Raw genomic sequence first — 20,360 nt, 5'->3', positions numbered from 1 at the left:
TGCTATGCCATGGATCCAACTGAAACTAAATACCACCGGCGCGAACGCTGAAGATCTTAGCGATGCGCTGATGGAGGCCGGATCGGTCTCGATCACCTTCCAGGATACGCACGATACGCCGGTATTTGAGCCATTGCCCGGGGAAACCCGCCTGTGGGGGGATACCGACGTAATCGGCCTGTTCGATGCTGAAACCGATATGAAAGCGGTCGTTGCCCAACTGGAGCAGCATCCGCTGCTGGGCGCCGGGTTCGCGCATAAGATCGAGCAGCTGGAAGATAAAGACTGGGAACGGGAATGGATGGATAACTTCCACCCCATGCGCTTCGGGGAGCGGCTATGGATCTGCCCAAGCTGGCGCGATGTTCCGGATGAAAATGCCGTCAACGTGATGCTCGATCCGGGTCTGGCCTTTGGCACCGGTACGCATCCGACGACATCCCTGTGCCTGCAGTGGCTGGATGGACTCGACCTCAACGGAAAAACGGTGATTGATTTCGGCTGCGGCTCCGGCATCCTGGCGATTGCCGCACTGAAGCTGGGGGCGGCAAAAGCAATCGGGATTGATATCGACCCGCAGGCTATTCAGGCCAGTCGTGATAACGCGCAGCGTAACGGCGTTTCTGAACGCCTGGAGCTCTATCTTCCTCAGGACCAACCGGAGTCGATGAAAGCCGACGTGGTGGTCGCGAATATCCTGGCAGGCCCGCTGCGTGAGCTGGCGCCATTAATCAGCGTCCTGCCCGTTTCAGGCGGTTTGCTGGGGCTTTCCGGCATCCTTGCCAGCCAGGCGGAGAGCGTCTGTGAAGCCTACGCCGATCTCTTCACCCTTGACCCGGTGGTCGAGAAGGAAGAGTGGTGCCGGATTACCGGCCGGAAAAACTAAGCGCGATGCGGCCTACGGGCCGCATTTTTGTTTCCAGTAGCCACCAAATAATGCCAGGAAATGAGAGGCAGATCGCACTACAGAGCACTTTTTTGGCTACAAAAACAGCGTTTTATATCGCCATGCGGCCAGTTTATCCAAGAAAAATCGAGAAGTTTTATGATTTTATAAATGGACACAAATTATCCATCATCCATTAAATCAATGATTAATATAAGTATTTATTCATCCCTTTTACGCTAGTCCCGGATTCATTGATCTGCAACAGAGGATTGCTCAAAGTTTGGCCTTTCATCTCGTGCAAAAAATGCGTAATATACGCCGCCTTGCAGTCACAGTATGGTCATTTCTTAACTCATGCGCATCGGACACCACCAGCTCAGAAATCGCCTGATCGCAGCGCCCATGGCTGGCATTACTGACAGACCATTCCGGACGCTGTGCTACGAGATGGGAGCGGGTTTAACCGTTTCCGAGATGATGTCTTCTAACCCACAGGTGTGGGAGAGCGACAAGTCCCGTTTACGGATGGTGCATATCGATGAGCCCGGTATTCGTACCGTGCAAATCGCCGGTAGCGTGCCGGAAGAGATGGCTGCCGCCGCGCGGATTAACGTGGAAAGCGGCGCCCAGATTATTGATATCAATATGGGATGCCCGGCGAAAAAGGTGAATCGCAAGCTTGCAGGTTCAGCCCTCTTGCAGTACCCCGACCAGGTGAAGTCGATCCTGACGGCGGTCGTTAACGCGGTGGACGTTCCTGTGACTCTCAAGATTCGCACCGGTTGGGAACCGGAACACCGTAACTGCGTAGAGATTGCCCAACTGGCCGAAGAGTGTGGCATTCAGGCTCTGACTATTCACGGACGCACCCGCGCCTGCTTGTTTAACGGAGACGCTGAGTACGACAGTATTCGGGCAGTTAAGCAGAAAGTTTCCATTCCGATTATCGCGAATGGCGACATTACTGACCCGCTTAAAGCCAGAGCTGTGCTCGACTATACAGGGGCTGATGCCCTGATGATAGGCCGTGCAGCTCAGGGAAGACCCTGGATCTTTCGGGAAATCCAGCATTATCTGGACACTGGAGAGCTGCTGCCCCCGCTGCCGCTGGCAGAGGTGAAGCGCTTGCTTTGTGCGCACGTTCGGGAGTTGCATGACTTTTATGGTCAGGCAAAAGGGTACCGAATCGCGCGTAAACACGTCTCCTGGTATCTTCAGGAACATGCTCCAGATGACCAGTTTCGGCGCACATTCAACGCCATTGAGGATGCCAGCGAACAGCTGGAGGCGTTGGAGGCATACTTCGAAAATTTTGCGTAATAGAAATAAAGAGCTGACAGAACTATGTTCGAACAACGCGTAAATTCTGACGTACTGACCGTTTCTACCGTTAACTCTCAGGATCAGGTAACTCAAAAGCCCCTGCGTGACTCGGTTAAACAGGCACTGAAGAACTATTTTGCTCAACTGAACGGTCAGGATGTGAATGACCTGTATGAGCTGGTACTGGCTGAAGTTGAACAGCCCCTGTTGGACATGGTGATGCAATACACCCGTGGTAACCAGACCCGCGCTGCTCTGATGATGGGCATCAACCGCGGTACGCTGCGTAAAAAACTGAAAAAATACGGCATGAACTGATACTAGTCAGTTGCTTGCTTGATATAAAAGGCGCTCTTCGGCATGGGGAAGCGCCTTTTTTATTATCTGCGCCAACAGAACTCATTACTGATTCACCAGCCGTAGCGCAGGCCCTCCCGATAAACGCGCAGCACAGACCACCGCCATTATATTATCCACCAGCGCAGGCGCCTGCTGATAAAGATCGAAGCGTTGCGGATCGAGCAGCCAGTTTTTAATCAGCCCGGAAAAAGCACTGTGTAAAACAATTAATATCATCTCAATGTTTGTTTCGGCTGGCAATATATTGTTACGCACGCAGCACTGCAGGATGCCGCCAATGAGTGAATAATTAAAACCAATACGTTGGCGAATTTCGTATTCCGAAAGCATATCACTGGAAAACTCACAGCGCTGATAAAGAATTTGCATCAGAGCGCGCTGTCGAGGATTCGCAGCAATATAGCGCAGGCCTGCAATAAACCGCTCGCGTAAAGCATTTAACGGCTCCTGTTCGTACTCTATGGCCTGACTGGGCTGAATCAAATCTCTAAGCGGCGGCTGCTGCTGCCACATTTCATTAAACAGCTCCGTCTTACTGGCAAAATGCCAGTACACCGCGCCGCGAGTCACTCCCGCCGCATCGGCGATATCCGTCAGGGTGGTGTTGGTTACTCCGCGCAGGGCGAACTGCTGGATTGCGGACTCAATCAGGAGCTGCCGCGTGCGCTGCGCCTCTTCTTTTGTTTTTCTTGCCATACAAGGCCCCACTTCCCGATAAGCAGATAATATAGGATATTCTTAATTAGAATTAATCTAGCATTTGCCATGAAGTATTATTTAGCAAAAATGCAGACAAGTTAATCCTGATGCGAAAAGAGAATTAATTATTCAAGTGAATATCACCGGAAAATACATTCACTGAAATAATGTCTATTTATCAACTTTTACAATTGCGATAAATCGCAATACTACAGTGACCGTTTTTTTGTTTTTGCGTGCCTTGCTGATTGCTTAAAAATAAGTATCTCTTACATCCAACGGCGTTTATTTGTAGGATGGCAAACTGCTTTTTGATTCCCTCTTTCTTTCACAGATTCGCCGCCTGATTGGGTACGTAATCTATAAGGAACCGCCATGACGACTCACGCCAGAGTGACACTTTTATCCGGTTTAATTATCTCGGCCTTATTGCTAACCGGTTGCGATAATTCTGACAACCAGCAACCCCATGCGCAGGCGCCGCAGGTGACGGTCCATGTCGTGAACAGCGCGCCGCTATCAGTCACCACCGAACTGCCGGGCCGAACCTCTGCTTTTCGCGTAGCGGAAGTCCGCCCCCAGGTGAGCGGTATCATCCTGAAGCGTAACTTTGTTGAAGGAAGTGATGTCGAAGCAGGCCAGTCGCTCTATCAGATCGATCCGGCGACCTACCAGGCGGCGTGGAACAGCGCCAAAGGCGATGAGGCCAAAGCCGAAGCTGCGGCCGCTATCGCCCATTTGACGGTGAAACGCTACGTTCCACTGCTGGGTACTAAATATATCAGCCAGCAGGAATACGATCAGGCAGTGGCCACCGCCCGCCAGGCCGATGCCGATGTCATCGCCACCAAAGCTGCCGTGGAAACGGCCCGTATCAACCTGGCCTACACCAAAGTAACCTCCCCCATTAGCGGGCGCATCGGTAAATCGAGCGTCACCGAAGGGGCGCTGGTCACCAACGGCCAGTCGGATGCCCTGGCTACCGTCCAGCAGCTCGATCCCATCTATGTTGACGTGACGGAGTCCAGTAATGACTTCATGCGCCTTAAGCAGGAAAGCCTGCAGCGCGGCGGTGATACCAAAAGCGTTGAGCTGGTCATGGAGAACGGCCAGGCCTATCCGCTCAAAGGTTCACTGCAGTTTTCTGACGTCACTGTTGATGAAACTACGGGCTCAATTACTCTGCGCGCTATCTTCCCTAACCCGCAGCATGTCCTGCTGCCAGGGATGTTCGTCCGCGCCCGCATAGACGAAGGCGTCGATCCGCAGGCTATCCTGGTACCGCAGCAAGGGGTGACCCGCACGCCGCGTGGTGATGCCTCCGTGATGCTGGTGAATGACAAAAACCAGGTTGAAACCCGGGAAGTGGTCGCGACTCAGGCCGTTGGCGATAAGTGGCTTATCACCAGTGGGCTGAAGCCGGGCGATAAAGTGATTGTCAGCGGCTTACAGAAAGTCCGTCCAGGCGTCACTGTCAAAGCGGAAGCGGAGCGTGCGGCGCCGGCCGTGCAATAAGGATACCCAGCCATGTCTAAGTTTTTTATTCATCGACCGGTCTTCGCCTGGGTGCTGGCTATCATTATGATGATTGCCGGCGGCCTGGCCATCCTGCAGCTGCCGATAGCTCAGTACCCGACAATCGCCCCTCCTGCGGTAGCGATCTCCGCCACCTACCCCGGTGCAGATGCCCAGACCGTACAGGATACCGTCACCCAGGTTATCGAGCAGAATATGAACGGCATCGACAACCTGATGTATATGTCGTCGACCAGCGACTCTGCCGGTTCGGTAACCATTACGCTCACCTTTAAATCGGGTACCGATCCCGATATTGCCCAGGTACAGGTGCAAAACAAACTGCAGCTGGCCACGCCGCTGATGCCCCAGGAAGTACAGCAGCAAGGGATTAGCGTCGAGAAATCCAGTAGCAGCTTCCTGTTGGTCGCCGGCTTTATCTCTGATAACCCGACCACCACCCAGGACGATATTTCTGACTATGTTGCCTCCAATGTCAAAGATCCTATTAGCCGCCTCAACGGCGTGGGCGATGTGCAGCTGTTCGGCGCGCAGTACGCTATGCGCGTCTGGCTGGATGGCAACCTGCTGAATAAATACAACCTGACGCCGGTGGACGTCATCAATGCGCTGCAGGTCCAGAACGATCAGATCGCCGCGGGTCAGCTCGGCGGTACGCCAGCGCTGAAAGGCCAGCAGTTGAACGCGTCAATCATCGCTCAGACGCGGCTCAAAGATCCGCAGGAGTTTGGCAAGGTCACGCTGCGGGTCAACGCCGATGGCTCTGTCGTCCATCTGAAAGACGTCGCCCGCATTGAGCTGGGGGGAGAGAACTATAACGTTGTCGCCAGAATTAACGGTAAACCTGCCTCTGGTCTGGGTATTAAGCTTGCGACCGGCGCCAACGCCCTGGATACCGCCACCGCGATTAAAGCGAAGCTGGCCGAGCTGCAGCCCTACTTCCCTCAGGGGATGAAGGTGGTTTATCCGTATGATACGACCCCTTTCGTCAAAATCTCCATTCACGAAGTGGTCAAAACGCTTTTTGAAGCAATTATTCTCGTCTTTCTTGTCATGTATCTGTTCCTGCAGAACATGCGCGCAACGCTCATTCCAACCATTGCCGTACCCGTGGTGCTGTTGGGAACCTTCGCGGTATTGTCGATGTTTGGCTACTCCATCAACACGCTGACAATGTTTGGCATGGTGTTGGCGATAGGTCTGCTGGTCGATGACGCTATCGTAGTAGTGGAAAACGTCGAACGTGTGATGGTTGAGGAGAAGCTCTCGCCAAAAGAAGCGACGGAAAAATCTATGTCGCAGATCCAGGGAGCGCTGGTGGGTATCGCCATGGTGCTCTCCGCAGTATTTGTCCCGATGGCCTTTTTCGGCGGCTCAACCGGCGCGATTTATCGTCAGTTTTCAATCACCATCGTCTCCGCCATGGCGCTCTCCGTGCTGGTTGCGCTGGTACTGACGCCGGCGCTCTGCGCCACGTTGTTGAAGCCAGCCTCAGCTGAACACCATGAGAAAAAAGGATTTTTCGGCTGGTTTAACGCCCGCTTCGACCAGAGCGTTAACCACTATACCAACAGCGTCAGCGGTATTTTACGTGGAACTGGCCGTTATCTGGTGATCTACCTGCTGATCGTCGTGGGGATGGCCGTGCTGTTCATGCGCTTGCCCACGTCCTTTCTGCCCGACGAAGACCAGGGCGTCTTCCTGACCATGATCCAGCTGCCGTCCGGTGCTACCCAGGAGCGCACGCAGAAGGTCCTGGATACGGTGACCGACTACTACCTGCATAACGAGAAGGCCAACGTCGAAAGCGTCTTTACCGTTAACGGCTTCAGCTTCAGCGGCCAGGGACAAAACTCCGGTATGGCGTTTGTCAGCCTGAAGCCCTGGGAAGCACGCAGCGGCGATAAAAACAGCGTGGAGTCCATCATCAAGCGGGCCACCGTAGCCTTTAGCCAGATCAAAGACGCCATGGTTTTCCCGTTCAACATGCCAGCCATTATTGAGCTGGGTACCGCCACCGGCTTCGACTTTGAACTGATCGACCAGGGCGGACTCGGTCATACCGCTCTGACCCAGGCGCGCAATCAACTGCTGGGCATGGTGAAACAGCATCCGGATCAGCTGGTTCGGGTACGCCCTAATGGGCTTGAAGATACCCCTCAGTTCAAACTGGATGTCGATCAGGAAAAAGCGCAGGCGCTGGGCGTATCGCTCTCCGATATCAATGAAACGATATCAGCCGCGCTGGGCGGATACTACGTCAATGACTTTATTGACCGCGGCCGCGTGAAAAAAGTGTACGTTCAGGCTGATGCCCACTTCCGTATGCTGCCGAGCGACATTAACAACATGTATGTTCGTAGCGCCAACGGCGAAATGGTGCCGTTCTCCGCCTTTGTCACTTCACGCTGGATATATGGCTCGCCGCGCCTGGAGCGCTACAACGGGTTGCCATCTATGGAGATCCTCGGTGAAGCTTCGCCAGGCAAAAGTACCGGGGAAGCCATGGCGCTGATGGAAACGCTGGCCAGTAAACTGCCGAGCGGCATCGGTTATGACTGGACCGGGATGTCTTACCAGGAACGGCTCTCCGGCAACCAGGCGCCTGCGCTCTATGCCATCTCGCTGATCGTCGTCTTCCTGTGTCTGGCGGCGCTGTATGAGAGCTGGTCGATCCCCTTCTCAGTCATGTTAGTGGTTCCGCTAGGGGTCATTGGCGCGCTGTTAGCCGCCACGCTGCGTGGGCTGAATAATGACGTTTACTTCCAGGTCGGACTCTTGACCACGATCGGTTTGTCGGCCAAGAATGCGATCCTGATCGTCGAGTTCGCCAAGGATCTGATGGAGAAAGAAGGGAAAGGGATCATTGAGGCCACGCTGGAGGCAGCGCGGATGCGCCTGCGGCCTATTCTGATGACCTCTCTGGCCTTTATTCTCGGGGTCATGCCGCTGGTGATTAGCCATGGTGCCGGCAGCGGGGCGCAGAATGCGGTTGGCACCGGCGTGATGGGCGGGATGCTGACCGCGACGCTGCTGGCGATCTTCTTTGTTCCGGTGTTCTTCGTGGTCGTTAGACGACGCTTTACCCGGCACGCTGAATAACTCGGCTATGTCTTGAAGGCGCCCCTTGCGGGCGCTTTTTTTCGCATGCAATATTGGCAGCCAGCTAAACGCGCCGCAGTCTGGCAACCGCCATCGCACGCAGCATCGCTGTATCACAATCTTTCTCTCCATCTTTTCTGCATATTCCCGCGCTTATCTTCACGATATTTACGCGGCTCATATATTGAGATGATTTCGGCCTCCGGCCCGGACAATTCGCGGTGATAAAATAAGCCATTCCGTTCTGCACTGGCTTTCAGTACAACCCAGCGGATTATCCAGAGGTAATATCATGAAAAAGTATTTAATCGTGGCGCTGCTGGCCTCTCTGCTGGCAGGCTGTGCCCATGACTCTCCCTGCGTACCGGTTTATGACTCGCAAGGCCGCTTAGTCCATACCAATACCTGTATGAAAGGCACAACAGAAGACAACTGGGAAACCGCAGGCGCAATCGCCGGGGGTGCGGCCGCGGTAGCCGGCCTCACGTTAGGGATCGTTGCTCTGACCCGCTAGATCGCTTCCCCAACCGCAGATACAGGTATATCCCCTGTATCTGCTCCACTCCATTCCCCAAAGTAAGCGATCATTCAGGCTCTTCCTGACGATAGTTCGCCAGCTTTCTTAGCCGTTGTTGTTGCCAGAGACCGCTGGCAATGAGTCGTCCATCGCTATCGGCAAACTTTTCAGATTCAGGGTTCAGGAGCAACAAACACCAAAGGCCCGGTCGAAGAGCGGGCCTTTACTCTGATGGTGAGTAATGATGGCGAACGTCCTTTCCCTCTCTCCGGGCCGTTGCTGCACAATGTTCATATCGATGCCAGTTAGATTTTCCCTGGGCAGCAAAGAAGCTCATCGGCAAACAACAGATAACACAAAAGCAAAAGGCCCAGTCTTTCGACTGGGCCTTTTGCTTTATTTGATGCCTGGCGATTCCCTACTCTCACATGGGGAGACCCCACACTACCATCGGCGCTACGACGTTTCACTTCTGAGTTCGGCATGGGGTCAGGTGGGACCGCCGCGCTATTGTCGCCAGGCAAATTCTTTACAACGTGCCGAACTTTAACCTAAAAAGTGGTGCTGATACCCAGAGTCGAACTGGGGACCTCACCCTTACCAAGGGTGCGCTCTACCAACTGAGCCATATCAGCACGCTAAATTTGATGCCTGGCAGTTCCCTACTCTCACATGGGGAGACCCCACACTACCATCGGCGCTACGGCGTTTCACTTCTGAGTTCGGCATGGGGTCAGGTGGGACCACCGCGCTAGTGCCGCCAGGCAAATTCTTTGTGCTCAGTACGCAATTCTTTATATTGCGTACTCAACTCTGAATCTAAGCTGAAAATTCTCTCAAATCCGCCAAAACATCTTCGGCGTTGTAAGGTTAAGCCTCACGGTTCATTAGTACCGGTTAGCTCAACGCATCGCTGCGCTTACACACCCGGCCTATCAACGTCATCGTCTTTAACGTTCCTTCAGGAGACTTAAAGTCTCAGGGAGAACTCATCTCGGGGCAAGTTTCGTGCTTAGATGCTTTCAGCACTTATCTCTTCCGCATTTAGCTACCGGGCAGTGCCATTGGCATGACAACCCGAACACCAGTGATGCGTCCACTCCGGTCCTCTCGTACTAGGAGCAGCCCCCTCAATTCTCCAGCGCCCACGGCAGATAGGGACCGAACTGTCTCACGACGTTCTAAACCCAGCTCGCGTACCACTTTAAATGGCGAACAGCCATACCCTTGGGACCTACTTCAGCCCCAGGATGTGATGAGCCGACATCGAGGTGCCAAACACCGCCGTCGATATGAACTCTTGGGCGGTATCAGCCTGTTATCCCCGGAGTACCTTTTATCCGTTGAGCGATGGCCCTTCCATTCAGAACCACCGGATCACTATGACCTGCTTTCGCACCTGCTCGCGCCGTCACGCTCGCAGTCAAGCTAGCTTATGCCATTGCACTAACCTCCTGATGTCCGACCAGGATTAGCTAACCTTCGTGCTCCTCCGTTACGCTTTGGGAGGAGACCGCCCCAGTCAAACTACCCACCAGACACTGTCCGCAACCCCGGTAAGGGGCCAACGTTAGAACATCAAACATTAAAGGGTGGTATTTCAAGGTTGGCTCCACGCAGACTGGCGTCCACGCTTCAAAGCCTCCCACCTATCCTACACATCAAGGCTCAATGTTCAGTGTCAAGCTATAGTAAAGGTTCACGGGGTCTTTCCGTCTTGCCGCGGGTACACTGCATCTTCACAGCGAGTTCAATTTCACTGAGTCTCGGGTGGAGACAGCCTGGCCATCATTACGCCATTCGTGCAGGTCGGAACTTACCCGACAAGGAATTTCGCTACCTTAGGACCGTTATAGTTACGGCCGCCGTTTACCGGGGCTTCGATCAAGAGCTTCTCCTTACGGATAACCCCATCAATTAACCTTCCGGCACCGGGCAGGCGTCACACCGTATACGTCCACTTTCGTGTTTGCACAGTGCTGTGTTTTTAATAAACAGTTGCAGCCAGCTGGTATCTTCGACTGGTCTCAGCTCCATCCGCAGGGACTTCACCTACACACCAGCGTGCCTTCTCCCGAAGTTACGGCACCATTTTGCCTAGTTCCTTCACCCGAGTTCTCTCAAGCGCCTTGGTATTCTCTACCTGACCACCTGTGTCGGTTTGGGGTACGATTTAATGTTACCTGATGCTTAGAGGCTTTTCCTGGAAGCAGGGCATTTGTTACTTCAGCACCGTAGTGCCTCGTCATCACACCTCAGCCTTGATTATCCGGATTTGCCTGGACAACCAGCCTACATGCTTAAACCGGGACAACCGTCGCCCGGCTAACATAGCCTTCTCCGTCCCCCTTCGCAGTAACACCAAGTACAGGAATATTAACCTGTTTCCCATCGACTACGCCTTTCGGCCTCGCCTTAGGGGTCGACTCACCCTGCCCCGATTAACGTTGGACAGGAACCCTTGGTCTTCCGGCGAGCGGGCTTTTCACCCGCTTTATCGTTACTTATGTCAGCATTCGCACTTCTGATACCTCCAGCATGCCTCACAGCACACCTTCGCAGGCTTACAGAACGCTCCCCTACCCAACAACACATAGTGTCGCTGCCGCAGCTTCGGTGCATGGTTTAGCCCCGTTACATCTTCCGCGCAGGCCGACTCGACCAGTGAGCTATTACGCTTTCTTTAAATGATGGCTGCTTCTAAGCCAACATCCTGGCTGTCTGTGCCTTCCCACATCGTTTCCCACTTAACCATGACTTTGGGACCTTAGCTGGCGGTCTGGGTTGTTTCCCTCTTCACGACGGACGTTAGCACCCGCCGTGTGTCTCCCGTGATAACATTCTTCGGTATTCGCAGTTTGCATCGGGTTGGTAAGTCGGGATGACCCCCTAGCCGAAACAGTGCTCTACCCCGAAGATGAATTCACGAGGCGCTACCTAAATATCTTTCGGGGAGAACCAGCTATCTCCCGGTTTGATTGGCCTTTCACCCCCAGCCACAAGTCATCCGCTAATTTTTCAACATTAGTCGGTTCGGTCCTCCAGTTAGTGTTACCCAACCTTCAACCTGCCCATGGCTAGATCACCGGGTTTCGGGTCTATACCCTGCAACTTAACGCCCAGTTAAGACTCGGTTTCCCTGCGGCTCCCCTATACGGTTAACCTTGCTACAGAATATAAGTCGCTGACCCATTATACAAAAGGTACGCAGTCACACCCGAAGGTGCTCCCACTGCTTGTACGTACACGGTTTCAGGTTCTTTTTCACTCCCCTCGCCGGGGTTCTTTTCGCCTTTCCCTCACGGTACTGGTTCACTATCGGTCAGTCAGGAGTATTTAGCCTTGGAGGATGGTCCCCCATATTCAGACAGGATACCACGTGTCCCGCCCTACTCTTCGAGTTCACAGCCTGTGCATTTTGGTGTACGGGACTATCACCCTGTACCGTCGGACTTTCCAGACCGTTCCACTAACACACAAGCTGATTCAGACTCTGGGCTGCTCCCCGTTCGCTCGCCGCTACTGGGGAATCTCGGTTGATTTCTTTTCCTCGGGGTACTTAGATGTTTCAGTTCCCCCGGTTCGCCTCGTTAACCTATGTATTCAGTTAACGATAGTGCAACGAATTGCACTGGGTTTCCCCATTCGGACATCGCCGGCTGTAACGGTTCATATCACCTTACCGACGCTTTTCGCAGATTAGCACGTCCTTCATCGCCTCTGACTGCCAGGGCATCCACCGTGTACGCTTAGTCGCTTAACCTCACAACCCGAAGATGTTTCACTTCTGATTGCGAAAATTTGAGAGACTCGAACACACATTAACTGTGTGTCGTTTCAATTTTCAGCTTGATCCAGATTTTTAAAGAGCAAAATTTCACAATGCACTTCGCAGTACATTTTGAAATTTATTATTTATCAAACAATCTGTGTGAGCACTACAAAGGCAGGTTCTTTAAGGTAAGGAGGTGATCCAACCGCAGGTTCCCCTACGGTTACCTTGTTACGACTTCACCCCAGTCATGAATCACAAAGTGGTAAGCGCCCTCCCGAAGGTTAAGCTACCTACTTCTTTTGCAACCCACTCCCATGGTGTGACGGGCGGTGTGTACAAGGCCCGGGAACGTATTCACCGTAGCATTCTGATCTACGATTACTAGCGATTCCGACTTCATGGAGTCGAGTTGCAGACTCCAATCCGGACTACGACATACTTTATGAGGTCCGCTTGCTCTCGCGAGGTCGCTTCTCTTTGTATATGCCATTGTAGCACGTGTGTAGCCCTGGTCGTAAGGGCCATGATGACTTGACGTCATCCCCACCTTCCTCCAGTTTATCACTGGCAGTCTCCTTTGAGTTCCCGGCCGGACCGCTGGCAACAAAGGATAAGGGTTGCGCTCGTTGCGGGACTTAACCCAACATTTCACAACACGAGCTGACGACAGCCATGCAGCACCTGTCTCACAGTTCCCGAAGGCACCAAAGCATCTCTGCTAAGTTCTGTGGATGTCAAGACCAGGTAAGGTTCTTCGCGTTGCATCGAATTAAACCACATGCTCCACCGCTTGTGCGGGCCCCCGTCAATTCATTTGAGTTTTAACCTTGCGGCCGTACTCCCCAGGCGGTCGATTTAACGCGTTAGCTCCGGAAGCCACGCCTCAAGGGCACAACCTCCAAATCGACATCGTTTACGGCGTGGACTACCAGGGTATCTAATCCTGTTTGCTCCCCACGCTTTCGCACCTGAGCGTCAGTCTTTGTCCAGGGGGCCGCCTTCGCCACCGGTATTCCTCCAGATCTCTACGCATTTCACCGCTACACCTGGAATTCTACCCCCTCTACAAGACTCTAGCCTGCCAGTTTCGAATGCAGTTCCCAGGTTGAGCCCGGGGATTTCACATCCGACTTGACAGACCGCCTGCGTGCGCTTTACGCCCAGTAATTCCGATTAACGCTTGCACCCTCCGTATTACCGCGGCTGCTGGCACGGAGTTAGCCGGTGCTTCTTCTGCGGGTAACGTCAATCGCCAAGGTTATTAACCTTAACGCCTTCCTCCCCGCTGAAAGTGCTTTACAACCCGAAGGCCTTCTTCACACACGCGGCATGGCTGCATCAGGCTTGCGCCCATTGTGCAATATTCCCCACTGCTGCCTCCCGTAGGAGTCTGGACCGTGTCTCAGTTCCAGTGTGGCTGGTCATCCTCTCAGACCAGCTAGGGATCGTCGCCTAGGTGAGCCGTTACCCCACCTACTAGCTAATCCCATCTGGGCACATCTGATGGCATGAGGCCCGAAGGTCCCCCACTTTGGTCTTGCGACATTATGCGGTATTAGCTACCGTTTCCAGTAGTTATCCCCTCCATCAGGCAGTTTCCCAGACATTACTCACCCGTCCGCCGCTCGTCACCCGAGAGCAAGCTCTCTGTGCTACCGCTCGACTTGCATGTGTTAGGCCTGCCGCCAGCGTTCAATCTGAGCCATGATCAAACTCTTCAATTTAAGTTTGATGCTCAAAGAATTAAACTTCGTAATGAATTACGTGTTCACTCTTGAGACTTGGTATTCATTTTTCGTCCGAGGACGTTAAGAATCCATGTCACTTTGAGTGCCCACACAGATTGTCTGATAAATTGTTAAAGAGCAGTTGCGACGCGCTTTAGCGCTCTGTCGCGAGGTGGCGTATATTACGCTTTCCTCTTTCAGAGTCAACCCGTTTTTCAGGATTTTTCTCTGCAACCGAACCGGCTGTTTGTGTGAAGTGATTCACATCCGCCGTGTCAGTGGGTGCGCATTATAGGGATCCCATTTTTTTGCACAAGCCTTTTTTCGATCTTTTTTTCTGAGTGGTGATTTTTCACCCTTTTCGCCGTGTAATTGCACGATTTGCTCAATTTTCACCGTTTTCAGGGGTTGCACAGGGAGATAAAAGCCACCAAAGTCTTCTTACGTTCCCGTATTTTGAGGTCTATATGTCTGCTCAGCTGCGCCCCTACAAAGCATTTTTCCCACAAATCGGTCTTCGCGTCATGATTGACGCATCCAGCGTTGTCATCGGCGATGTCAGAATTGCCGATGACGTCAGCGTCTGGCCTCTGGTGGCCATTCGCGGCGACGTCAACTATGTATCGATAGGTCAACGCAGCAATATTCAGGACGGTAGCGTTCTCCATGTGACCCATAAGTCCTCTTATAAGCCGGAGGGAAATCCGCTGATCATTGGTGAGGATGTAACTGTTGGTCATAAAGTGATGCTGCACGGCTGCACTATCGGCAACCGCGTACTGGTTGGTATGGGTTCGATCTTATTAGACGGTGTCGTCGTTGGCGATGACGTCATGATTGGTGCGGGCAGTCTGGTTCCGCAGAACAAACAGCTGGAAAGCGGCTACCTTTACTTTGGCAATCCGGTCAAACAGATCCGCCCCCTGACAGAGGCGGAACGGGAAGGACTCAAGTATTCAGCAAATAACTATGTGAAATGGAAAAATGAGTACCTGGATCAGGATAACCAGATCCAGCCCTGAGCATCTTCCTGACCATCGCGGATCAATGCTTCTGCCTCTTCCTCTAGATCCCAACGATGTTCCTGGAAGGCGGCCAGCCACTGCGCTGGCCCCTCTGCGCCGAAACGCTGCTGCAAGATTTGCCCTGAAATTGCGCAGGTTAATTGCATCCCATTCACCAGCGCGGGAAAAACCACGCCCTGCCGTTCGGCATCCCATGATTCCCGGTCAGGAAACTGAATCGCCTGATTCATGCATTCAGTTCCTGCTGCAGCGTTTCAATGACCGGAGCGATAGCCGGCAGAACGCCGTGCCATAGCAGAACAGCATGGGCGGCTTGCGCCACCAGCATTCCCAGCCCATCGGCACAGTGGACTGCGCCATATTGCTGGCACCAGTGAAGAAACGGTGTCGGCCCTTTCTGGTAAAACATGTCATAGCAATATACGTCAGCGTTGACAATAGATGCCGGGATAGCTGGTACATCACCGTCTATTCCACTGGACGTCGCATTGACGATCAGATCGAATGTTTCCCCGGATAAGGTATCCATCTCCCTTGCGCTAACGCTCCCGGTATGGGCGAAGAGAGTGGCTAACTCACGGGCACGAGAATAGGTGCGATTCACGATCGTGACGGCGCATCCCAGCGACAGAAGCGGCAAAAGAACCCCGCGAGATGCCCCACCAGCACCAACAAGCAGGATCCGTTGGCGTGGCTTAATGAATCCCAGGCGTTCCAGATCGCTCAGAAGACCAATACCGTCGGTGTTGTCCCCCAGTAAACGGCCATCTTCCAGGCGTTTCAGGGTGTTTACTGCTCCCGCCAGCGCTGCGCGTTCTGTCAGTTCGTCGGCACGCGCAAAGGCTTCCTCTTTAAAAGGAACGGTGACGTTGGCCCCCTTTCCTCCTTCTGCAAAGAACTGATTCAGAGAAGAGACAAAATCGTCCAGCGGCGCCAGTACACGTCCATAAGGATGAGTAATTCCTAACTGGCGGGCAAACAGCTGATGAATAGCAGGCGACTTGCTGTGCGCGATCGGATTACCAAAAACGGCATAGGTTTCCATGGTTCACCCCTGGCGGAACAGTTCACCCGTCAGGGCATCACGGATTTCAGATGGGTTTTGCCGGCCGCCCGTGGCGCCATCCACCACCGGGAAGCTGTCGCCAAACTGAGCATGGACCTCTGCGGTAGTACGGCACGGTGGTTGCCCGGTGAGATTGGCGCTGGTCGAAACCAGTGGTTTTCCGTAGGCTTCGCACAATTCGATTACCAGCGGATGGTTAGTCACGCGTACGGCCAGTGAATCAAAACGTCCTGTCAGCCAGCGCGGCGTTTCAGGACGCGCCGGGAATACAAACGTCACCGGTCCCGGCCAGCAAGAGAAGATGGCTTCCCGCTGTGAGTCACTTAACCGTGAATCATCAATATAGGGCTTCAGTTGCTCAAAGCTGGCGGCGATAAGGATCAATCCTTTCTCAACGGGACGCTGCTTCAGCTCCAGCAGGCGCATAACGGCCGTTTCGCTGTCAGGGTCGCAGCCGACGCCAAACACGGCTTCGGTGGGATAGGCGATGACATGTTCATTTTTCAGGACCGCCACGGCATGGGCGACGGCTTCTGAGGGCAGGTTATTGTTCACTGATTTATTCCGCCGGGATCGGCTTTCCACATTGTTTACTGGCACAGAAGCGTCTGAGCCCCTGCGCCGTCTTCTTTTCTATTAACAGCGGGTAATGGCATTCAGGGCATTCGCCCGCCACCGGTTTAAAATTGATAACGAACTGGCAATCAGGATAGCGATCGCAGGAGTGAAAGGTTTTACCGAAACGGGAACGACGCTGGACCAGATGGCCTTGTCCGCACTGCGGGCAAGCGATAGCCGTCTCATCGGGTTTATCAATCAGCTCGGTATGTTCACATTCCGGATAGCGGCTACAGCCAATGAACATCCCAAAACGCCCCTGGCGTAACACCATAACCGCACCGCACGATGGGCACTCTTGCCCCTCCAGCACCTTAACGATATGCCCGTCCGCCTGGCTTTTCAGGGGACGAATATAGTCACAGTCCGGATAATGCGAACAGCCGAGAAACGGGCCATGTTTCCCGGAACGGATCACCAGTTCGGCCCCGCACTGCGGGCAGGGCTCATTTTTACGCACCGAAAACAGTGCTGATTTGGTCATAACAACTCGATGTTGCTGCAAAAAGATTAATGCAGCATACCTTCATTTACTTCGAAGAGTAATTCTTCCATTTGCTGATAGGCGTTTTCACAGCCCGGAATATTGAACAGTACCATCAGGATGACCCATTTCAGGTCTTCCAGCTCAAATTCCGCCGTATCCAGCGCCAGTACGCGCTCTATCACCATTTCTCGCGTTTCGAGGTTCAACACCTGAATCTGCTCGAGGAAGAGTAAAAACCCCCGGCAACTGGCATCCAGACGCTGGCACTCCTCTTCGGTATATACCCGAAGAGAGAGCGGGTCGGAAGCGAGCTGCATGGGTTCAACGAGACCTTCCTGATAATCAGCCAGTTTCTCGAGCCACATTAACGCGTTATAGATGTCTTCCCGCTCAAAACCCGCATCGGTAAGATCCCGCGTCAGTTTGTCCTGATCCACGCGCATTTCTGCTTCGCTATGGATGTAAGTTTCAAACAAATACATGAGTACGTCGAACATGGCTTGCCCTCCTTAATCGGACATAGCCGCCGGGTACAGCTGCGATCCAGCCTGCTAACTCCAGTTCAAGTAGCTGAGCTACGGTTACTGGCACAGATTGGCCGGCACGTTCAGCGACAACGTCAACAGGTGTTACCTCATCTCCTACGTTAGCCAGGAGCTCCGGAAATGGCAATGCTACAGACGGCTGATCGACGCAAATATTTATCGAATCAGACGTATCAGTCAGCCAGGCCAGCTCGTTATGCCAGTATTCCACAATATCCTCTGGCGAGGTCACTGGCACCGCGCCTTGCTTAATTAACCAGTGCGGGCCTTCCGATCCCGGATTGCCTATCGGGCCAGGCAGGGCGAACACATCCCTTCCCTGCTCCAGGGCGCAGCGGACGGTGACCAGCGATCCGCTTCGCAACGCCGCCTCAATCACCAGCACGCCCAGGCTTAAGCCGCTGATAATCCGGTTGCGCCTGGGGAAATGTGCGGGAAGCGGCGGCGTAATGAGTGGAAATTCAGATACCAGCGTACCGCCATTGTCGATGATCTGCCGGGCGAGGGTTGCATGGCGCCGCGGATAAACCTGACTCAGCCCATTGCCCAGTACCGCGATAGTTTTACCCTCCGCCGCCAGCGCGCCGCGGTGCGCGACCCCGTCAATGCCTAACGCCAGCCCACTGGTGATGGTAATCCCTTTCTGCGCCAGCGTTTCGCTGAACAGTTTCCCCCAGCGGGCGCCATACCAGGAGTGCGAGCGACTGCCAATAACGGCAAGCTGCGCGCTGTGAAGCAGGGCGAGGCCGCCGCTGACCAGCAACGCGCCGGGGTAATCAGCGATAGCCTTTAACCGCAATGGATAGCGCGGATCGTCACCCCGTAACAGATGATGATCCGGTTGTCCCAGCCAGCGCCGCGTCTCGTCAAGCTCATGCTCGTCAAGCCGGAAAAATAACTTTGCCTGCGCCGCGGTCATCCCGACGGCATGCAGCGCTTCACGATCAACGCTGGCGGCTGCGCATAAGCGCTGAGCGATCTCTACCATCCTGTCGCCATACAAGCTACTGACCTTCATCAGCCGCAGCCAAATCTCGTCGGGCGTCATCCTTACCCCCTGCCATAAGCGGTATTGACAATCTTTGCGATTGGACAGTGAGACTGTCAATTGCAGGGGGTTTTGTCTAGAATAGAGCTAATAATCTTATCAACTCCTGAATACGACTCTGGAACTTTATGGCAGTTTTGCAAGTGTTACATATTCCGGACGAGCGCCTTCGCAAAGTCGCCGAGCCGGTCAAAGAAGTGAATGCGGAAATTCAGCGTATCGTCGATGATATGTTCGACACCATGTACGCCGAGGAAGGCATCGGTCTGGCCGCAACCCAGGTCGATATCCATCAGCGCATTATCGTTATTGATGTGTCGGAAAATCGTGAAGAGCAGCTGGTATTAATTAACCCGGAAATGCTGGAGAAAGATGGCGAAACCGGTATTGAAGAAGGCTGCTTGTCTATTCCTGAACAGCGCGCCCTGGTGCCGCGTGCGGAAAAAGTGAAGATCCGGGCACTGGATCGCGATGGTAAGCCGTTTGAACTGGAGGCCGATGGCCTGCTGGCTATCTGTATCCAGCATGAGATGGATCACCTGGTCGGCAAACTGTTTATTGACTATCTGTCACCACTCAAACAACAGCGCATTCGTCAGAAGGTAGAGAAACTGGATCGTTTACGTTCCCGTGCCTGATAACAAGGAATACCGTGTCACAATCACTACGTATCATTTTCGCCGGCACCCCTGATTTTGCAGCGCGTCATCTTGATGCGCTGCTGTCGTCTGAACATCAGGTTGTTGGCGTATTCACTCAGCCTGATCGCCCTGCTGGTCGCGGCAAAAAATTGATGCCAAGCCCGGTAAAAGTGCTGGCAGAAGCCCATAACTTACCTGTGTTCCAGCCATCCTCCCTGCGTCCGCAGGATAACCAGCGGTTAGTCGCCGATCTCGGCGCCGATATTATGGTGGTAGTGGCGTACGGTCTGATTCTGCCTAAAGCGGTGCTGGAGATGCCCCGTCTGGGCTGTATCAACGTTCACGGCTCGCTGCTACCGCGCTGGCGTGGCGCAGCGCCTATTCAGCGTTCACTGTGGGCGGGGGATAGCGAAACTGGCGTAACCATCATGCAGATGGACGTCGGCCTTGATACGGGGGATATGCTGTATAAGCTTTCCTGCCCCATTACCGCAGAGGATACCAGCGGCAGCCTGTACGATAAGCTGGCCGAGCTCGGCCCTCAGGGGCTGCTGGCAACGTTAGCCCAACTGGCCAACGGCACCGCACGGCCTGAAGTACAAGATGAATCGCTGGTGTGCCATGCCGAAAAGCTGAGTAAAGAAGAGGCTCGTATCGATTGGTCGCTTTCCGCTGCGCAGTTGGAACGCTGCATCCGCGCGTTTAATCCGTGGCCAATGAGCTGGCTGGAAATTGACGGACAACCGGTAAAAGTGTGGCGGGCATCGGTCATCGCCGAAGCAGCTCACGCCGAACCGGGTACTATCGTGGCAGCAACCAAACAGGGTATTCAGGTCGCCACGGGGGATGGGATCCTCAGCCTGGAGTCGCTACAGCCTGCGGGTAAAAAAGCGATGAGCGCCCAGGACTTACTCAATTCCCGCCGGGAGTGGTTTATCCCTGGCACCCGTCTCGCCTGACGGTCGTCTCTTCTGAAGCCCGGGTTCGCCGGGCATTTTTATT

At 53.7% G+C, this 20,360-nt stretch carries 16 protein-coding genes, 1 tRNA gene and 4 rRNA genes; 9 read left to right on the top strand and 12 right to left on the bottom strand.

Going from position 1 to position 20,360, the window contains the following annotated elements; all coding sequences use genetic code 11:
- The first annotated feature begins 4 nt into the window (after positions 1-4).
- The 3 genes from prmA (at position 5) to fis (ending at position 2,530) form a co-directional block, all read left to right on the top strand.
- Positions 5-886, top strand: coding sequence for a 50S ribosomal protein L11 methyltransferase (gene prmA / locus LPQ25_RS02270; protein ID WP_004144971.1), 882 nt, complete (start codon positions 5-7; stop codon positions 884-886).
- Between the two features lie 357 nt (positions 887-1,243).
- Positions 1,244-2,209 (top strand): tRNA dihydrouridine synthase DusB, encoded by a 966-nt coding sequence (gene dusB / locus LPQ25_RS02265; protein WP_004144972.1) that lies wholly within the window; start codon positions 1,244-1,246, stop codon positions 2,207-2,209.
- A gap of 24 nt (positions 2,210-2,233) precedes the next feature.
- Entirely contained in the window at positions 2,234-2,530 is a 297-nt protein-coding gene (gene fis, locus LPQ25_RS02260; protein ID WP_000462905.1) for a DNA-binding transcriptional regulator Fis, read from the top strand.
- An 84-nt stretch (positions 2,531-2,614) separates the two neighbouring features.
- On the opposite strand, the gene envR is transcribed toward fis, so the two are convergent.
- Positions 2,615-3,268 carry an acrEF/envCD operon transcriptional regulator gene (gene envR / locus LPQ25_RS02255; protein WP_004185881.1) on the bottom strand — a complete coding sequence of 218 codons (654 nt, stop codon included), beginning with the start codon at positions 3,266-3,268 and terminating at the stop codon, positions 2,615-2,617.
- Positions 3,269-3,646: 378 nt separating this feature from the next.
- Between envR and LPQ25_RS02250 the strand changes: the two genes are divergently transcribed.
- From LPQ25_RS02250 to LPQ25_RS02240, 3 genes are all read left to right on the top strand, one after another.
- The gene (locus LPQ25_RS02250) at positions 3,647-4,786 is read left to right on the top strand and encodes an efflux RND transporter periplasmic adaptor subunit (RefSeq protein WP_014906857.1); all 1,140 of its coding nucleotides are present in this window, start codon (positions 3,647-3,649) and stop codon (positions 4,784-4,786) included.
- 12 nt (positions 4,787-4,798) lie between these two features.
- The gene (locus LPQ25_RS02245) at positions 4,799-7,909 is read left to right on the top strand and encodes an efflux RND transporter permease subunit (RefSeq protein WP_014906856.1); all 3,111 of its coding nucleotides are present in this window, start codon (positions 4,799-4,801) and stop codon (positions 7,907-7,909) included.
- A gap of 292 nt (positions 7,910-8,201) precedes the next feature.
- Positions 8,202-8,423, top strand: coding sequence for a putative periplasmic lipoprotein (locus LPQ25_RS02240; protein ID WP_002919103.1), 222 nt, complete (start codon positions 8,202-8,204; stop codon positions 8,421-8,423).
- A gap of 408 nt (positions 8,424-8,831) precedes the next feature.
- Here LPQ25_RS02240 and rrf (LPQ25_RS02235) read toward each other — a convergent pair.
- The 5 genes from rrf (LPQ25_RS02235) to LPQ25_RS02215 form a co-directional block, all read right to left on the bottom strand.
- Positions 8,832-8,947: ribosomal RNA gene (gene rrf / locus LPQ25_RS02235) — 5S ribosomal RNA — on the bottom strand.
- Positions 8,948-8,985: 38 nt separating this feature from the next.
- Positions 8,986-9,061, bottom strand: a tRNA-Thr gene (locus LPQ25_RS02230).
- Positions 9,062-9,075: 14 nt separating this feature from the next.
- Positions 9,076-9,191, bottom strand: a 5S ribosomal RNA gene (gene rrf, locus LPQ25_RS02225).
- 101 nt (positions 9,192-9,292) lie between these two features.
- Positions 9,293-12,189 (bottom strand): 23S ribosomal RNA (locus LPQ25_RS02220).
- A 198-nt stretch (positions 12,190-12,387) separates the two neighbouring features.
- A 16S ribosomal RNA gene (locus LPQ25_RS02215) occupies positions 12,388-13,925 on the bottom strand.
- Together the 16S, 23S and 5S rRNA genes with 1 tRNA gene alongside form the textbook arrangement of a ribosomal RNA operon.
- A 470-nt stretch (positions 13,926-14,395) precedes the next feature.
- On the opposite strand from LPQ25_RS02215, the gene LPQ25_RS02210 reads away from it, so the two are divergent.
- Complete coding sequence (locus tag LPQ25_RS02210; protein ID WP_002919123.1) at positions 14,396-14,950, top strand: gamma carbonic anhydrase family protein; 555 nt, start codon at positions 14,396-14,398, stop codon at positions 14,948-14,950.
- Here the strand turns inward: LPQ25_RS02210 and LPQ25_RS02205 are convergent.
- The 6 genes from LPQ25_RS02205 to dprA are packed head-to-tail and all read right to left on the bottom strand — an operon-like array spanning position 14,926 to position 18,717.
- Entirely contained in the window at positions 14,926-15,183 is a 258-nt protein-coding gene (locus tag LPQ25_RS02205; protein ID WP_002919125.1) for a DUF1488 family protein, read from the bottom strand. The genes LPQ25_RS02210 and LPQ25_RS02205 overlap by 25 nt on opposite strands.
- The gene (aroE, locus tag LPQ25_RS02200; protein WP_002919126.1) at positions 15,180-15,998 is read right to left on the bottom strand and encodes a shikimate dehydrogenase; all 819 of its coding nucleotides are present in this window, start codon (positions 15,996-15,998) and stop codon (positions 15,180-15,182) included. Before aroE ends, LPQ25_RS02205 begins: the two co-directional genes overlap by 4 nt.
- 3 nt (positions 15,999-16,001) lie before the next feature.
- A complete protein-coding gene (gene tsaC / locus LPQ25_RS02195) occupies positions 16,002-16,574 on the bottom strand; it encodes an L-threonylcarbamoyladenylate synthase type 1 TsaC (RefSeq protein ID WP_002919132.1) in 573 nt (190 codons plus the stop codon).
- A 4-nt stretch (positions 16,575-16,578) separates the two neighbouring features.
- On the bottom strand, positions 16,579-17,121 hold the full coding sequence (locus tag LPQ25_RS02190; RefSeq protein WP_004145330.1) for a DNA topoisomerase family protein: 543 nt from the start codon (positions 17,119-17,121) through the stop codon (positions 16,579-16,581).
- Between the two features lie 26 nt (positions 17,122-17,147).
- Complete coding sequence (gene smg / locus LPQ25_RS02185) at positions 17,148-17,621, bottom strand: DUF494 family protein Smg (protein WP_002919137.1); 474 nt, start codon at positions 17,619-17,621, stop codon at positions 17,148-17,150.
- Positions 17,593-18,717: a DNA-protecting protein DprA gene (dprA, locus tag LPQ25_RS02180; protein ID WP_002919139.1), complete on the bottom strand. Its 1,125-nt coding sequence runs from the start codon at positions 18,715-18,717 to the stop codon at positions 17,593-17,595. Before dprA ends, smg begins: the two co-directional genes overlap by 29 nt.
- 128 nt (positions 18,718-18,845) lie before the next feature.
- On the opposite strand from dprA, the gene def reads away from it, so the two are divergent.
- Together def and fmt are read left to right on the top strand one after the other, a co-directional pair.
- Positions 18,846-19,355, top strand: a complete 510-nt coding sequence (gene def, locus LPQ25_RS02175; protein WP_004174081.1) for a peptide deformylase — start codon at positions 18,846-18,848, stop codon at positions 19,353-19,355.
- A gap of 14 nt (positions 19,356-19,369) precedes the next feature.
- Complete coding sequence (gene fmt, locus LPQ25_RS02170) at positions 19,370-20,317, top strand: methionyl-tRNA formyltransferase (protein WP_004150007.1); 948 nt, start codon at positions 19,370-19,372, stop codon at positions 20,315-20,317.
- Positions 20,318-20,360: the final 43 nt, after the last annotated feature.

It is taken from the genome of Klebsiella sp. KPN54798, from assembly GCF_021184225.1.
GTDB lineage: Bacteria > Pseudomonadota > Gammaproteobacteria > Enterobacterales > Enterobacteriaceae > Klebsiella > Klebsiella pneumoniae.
This window is presented reverse-complemented; position numbering and strand designations above follow the sequence as displayed.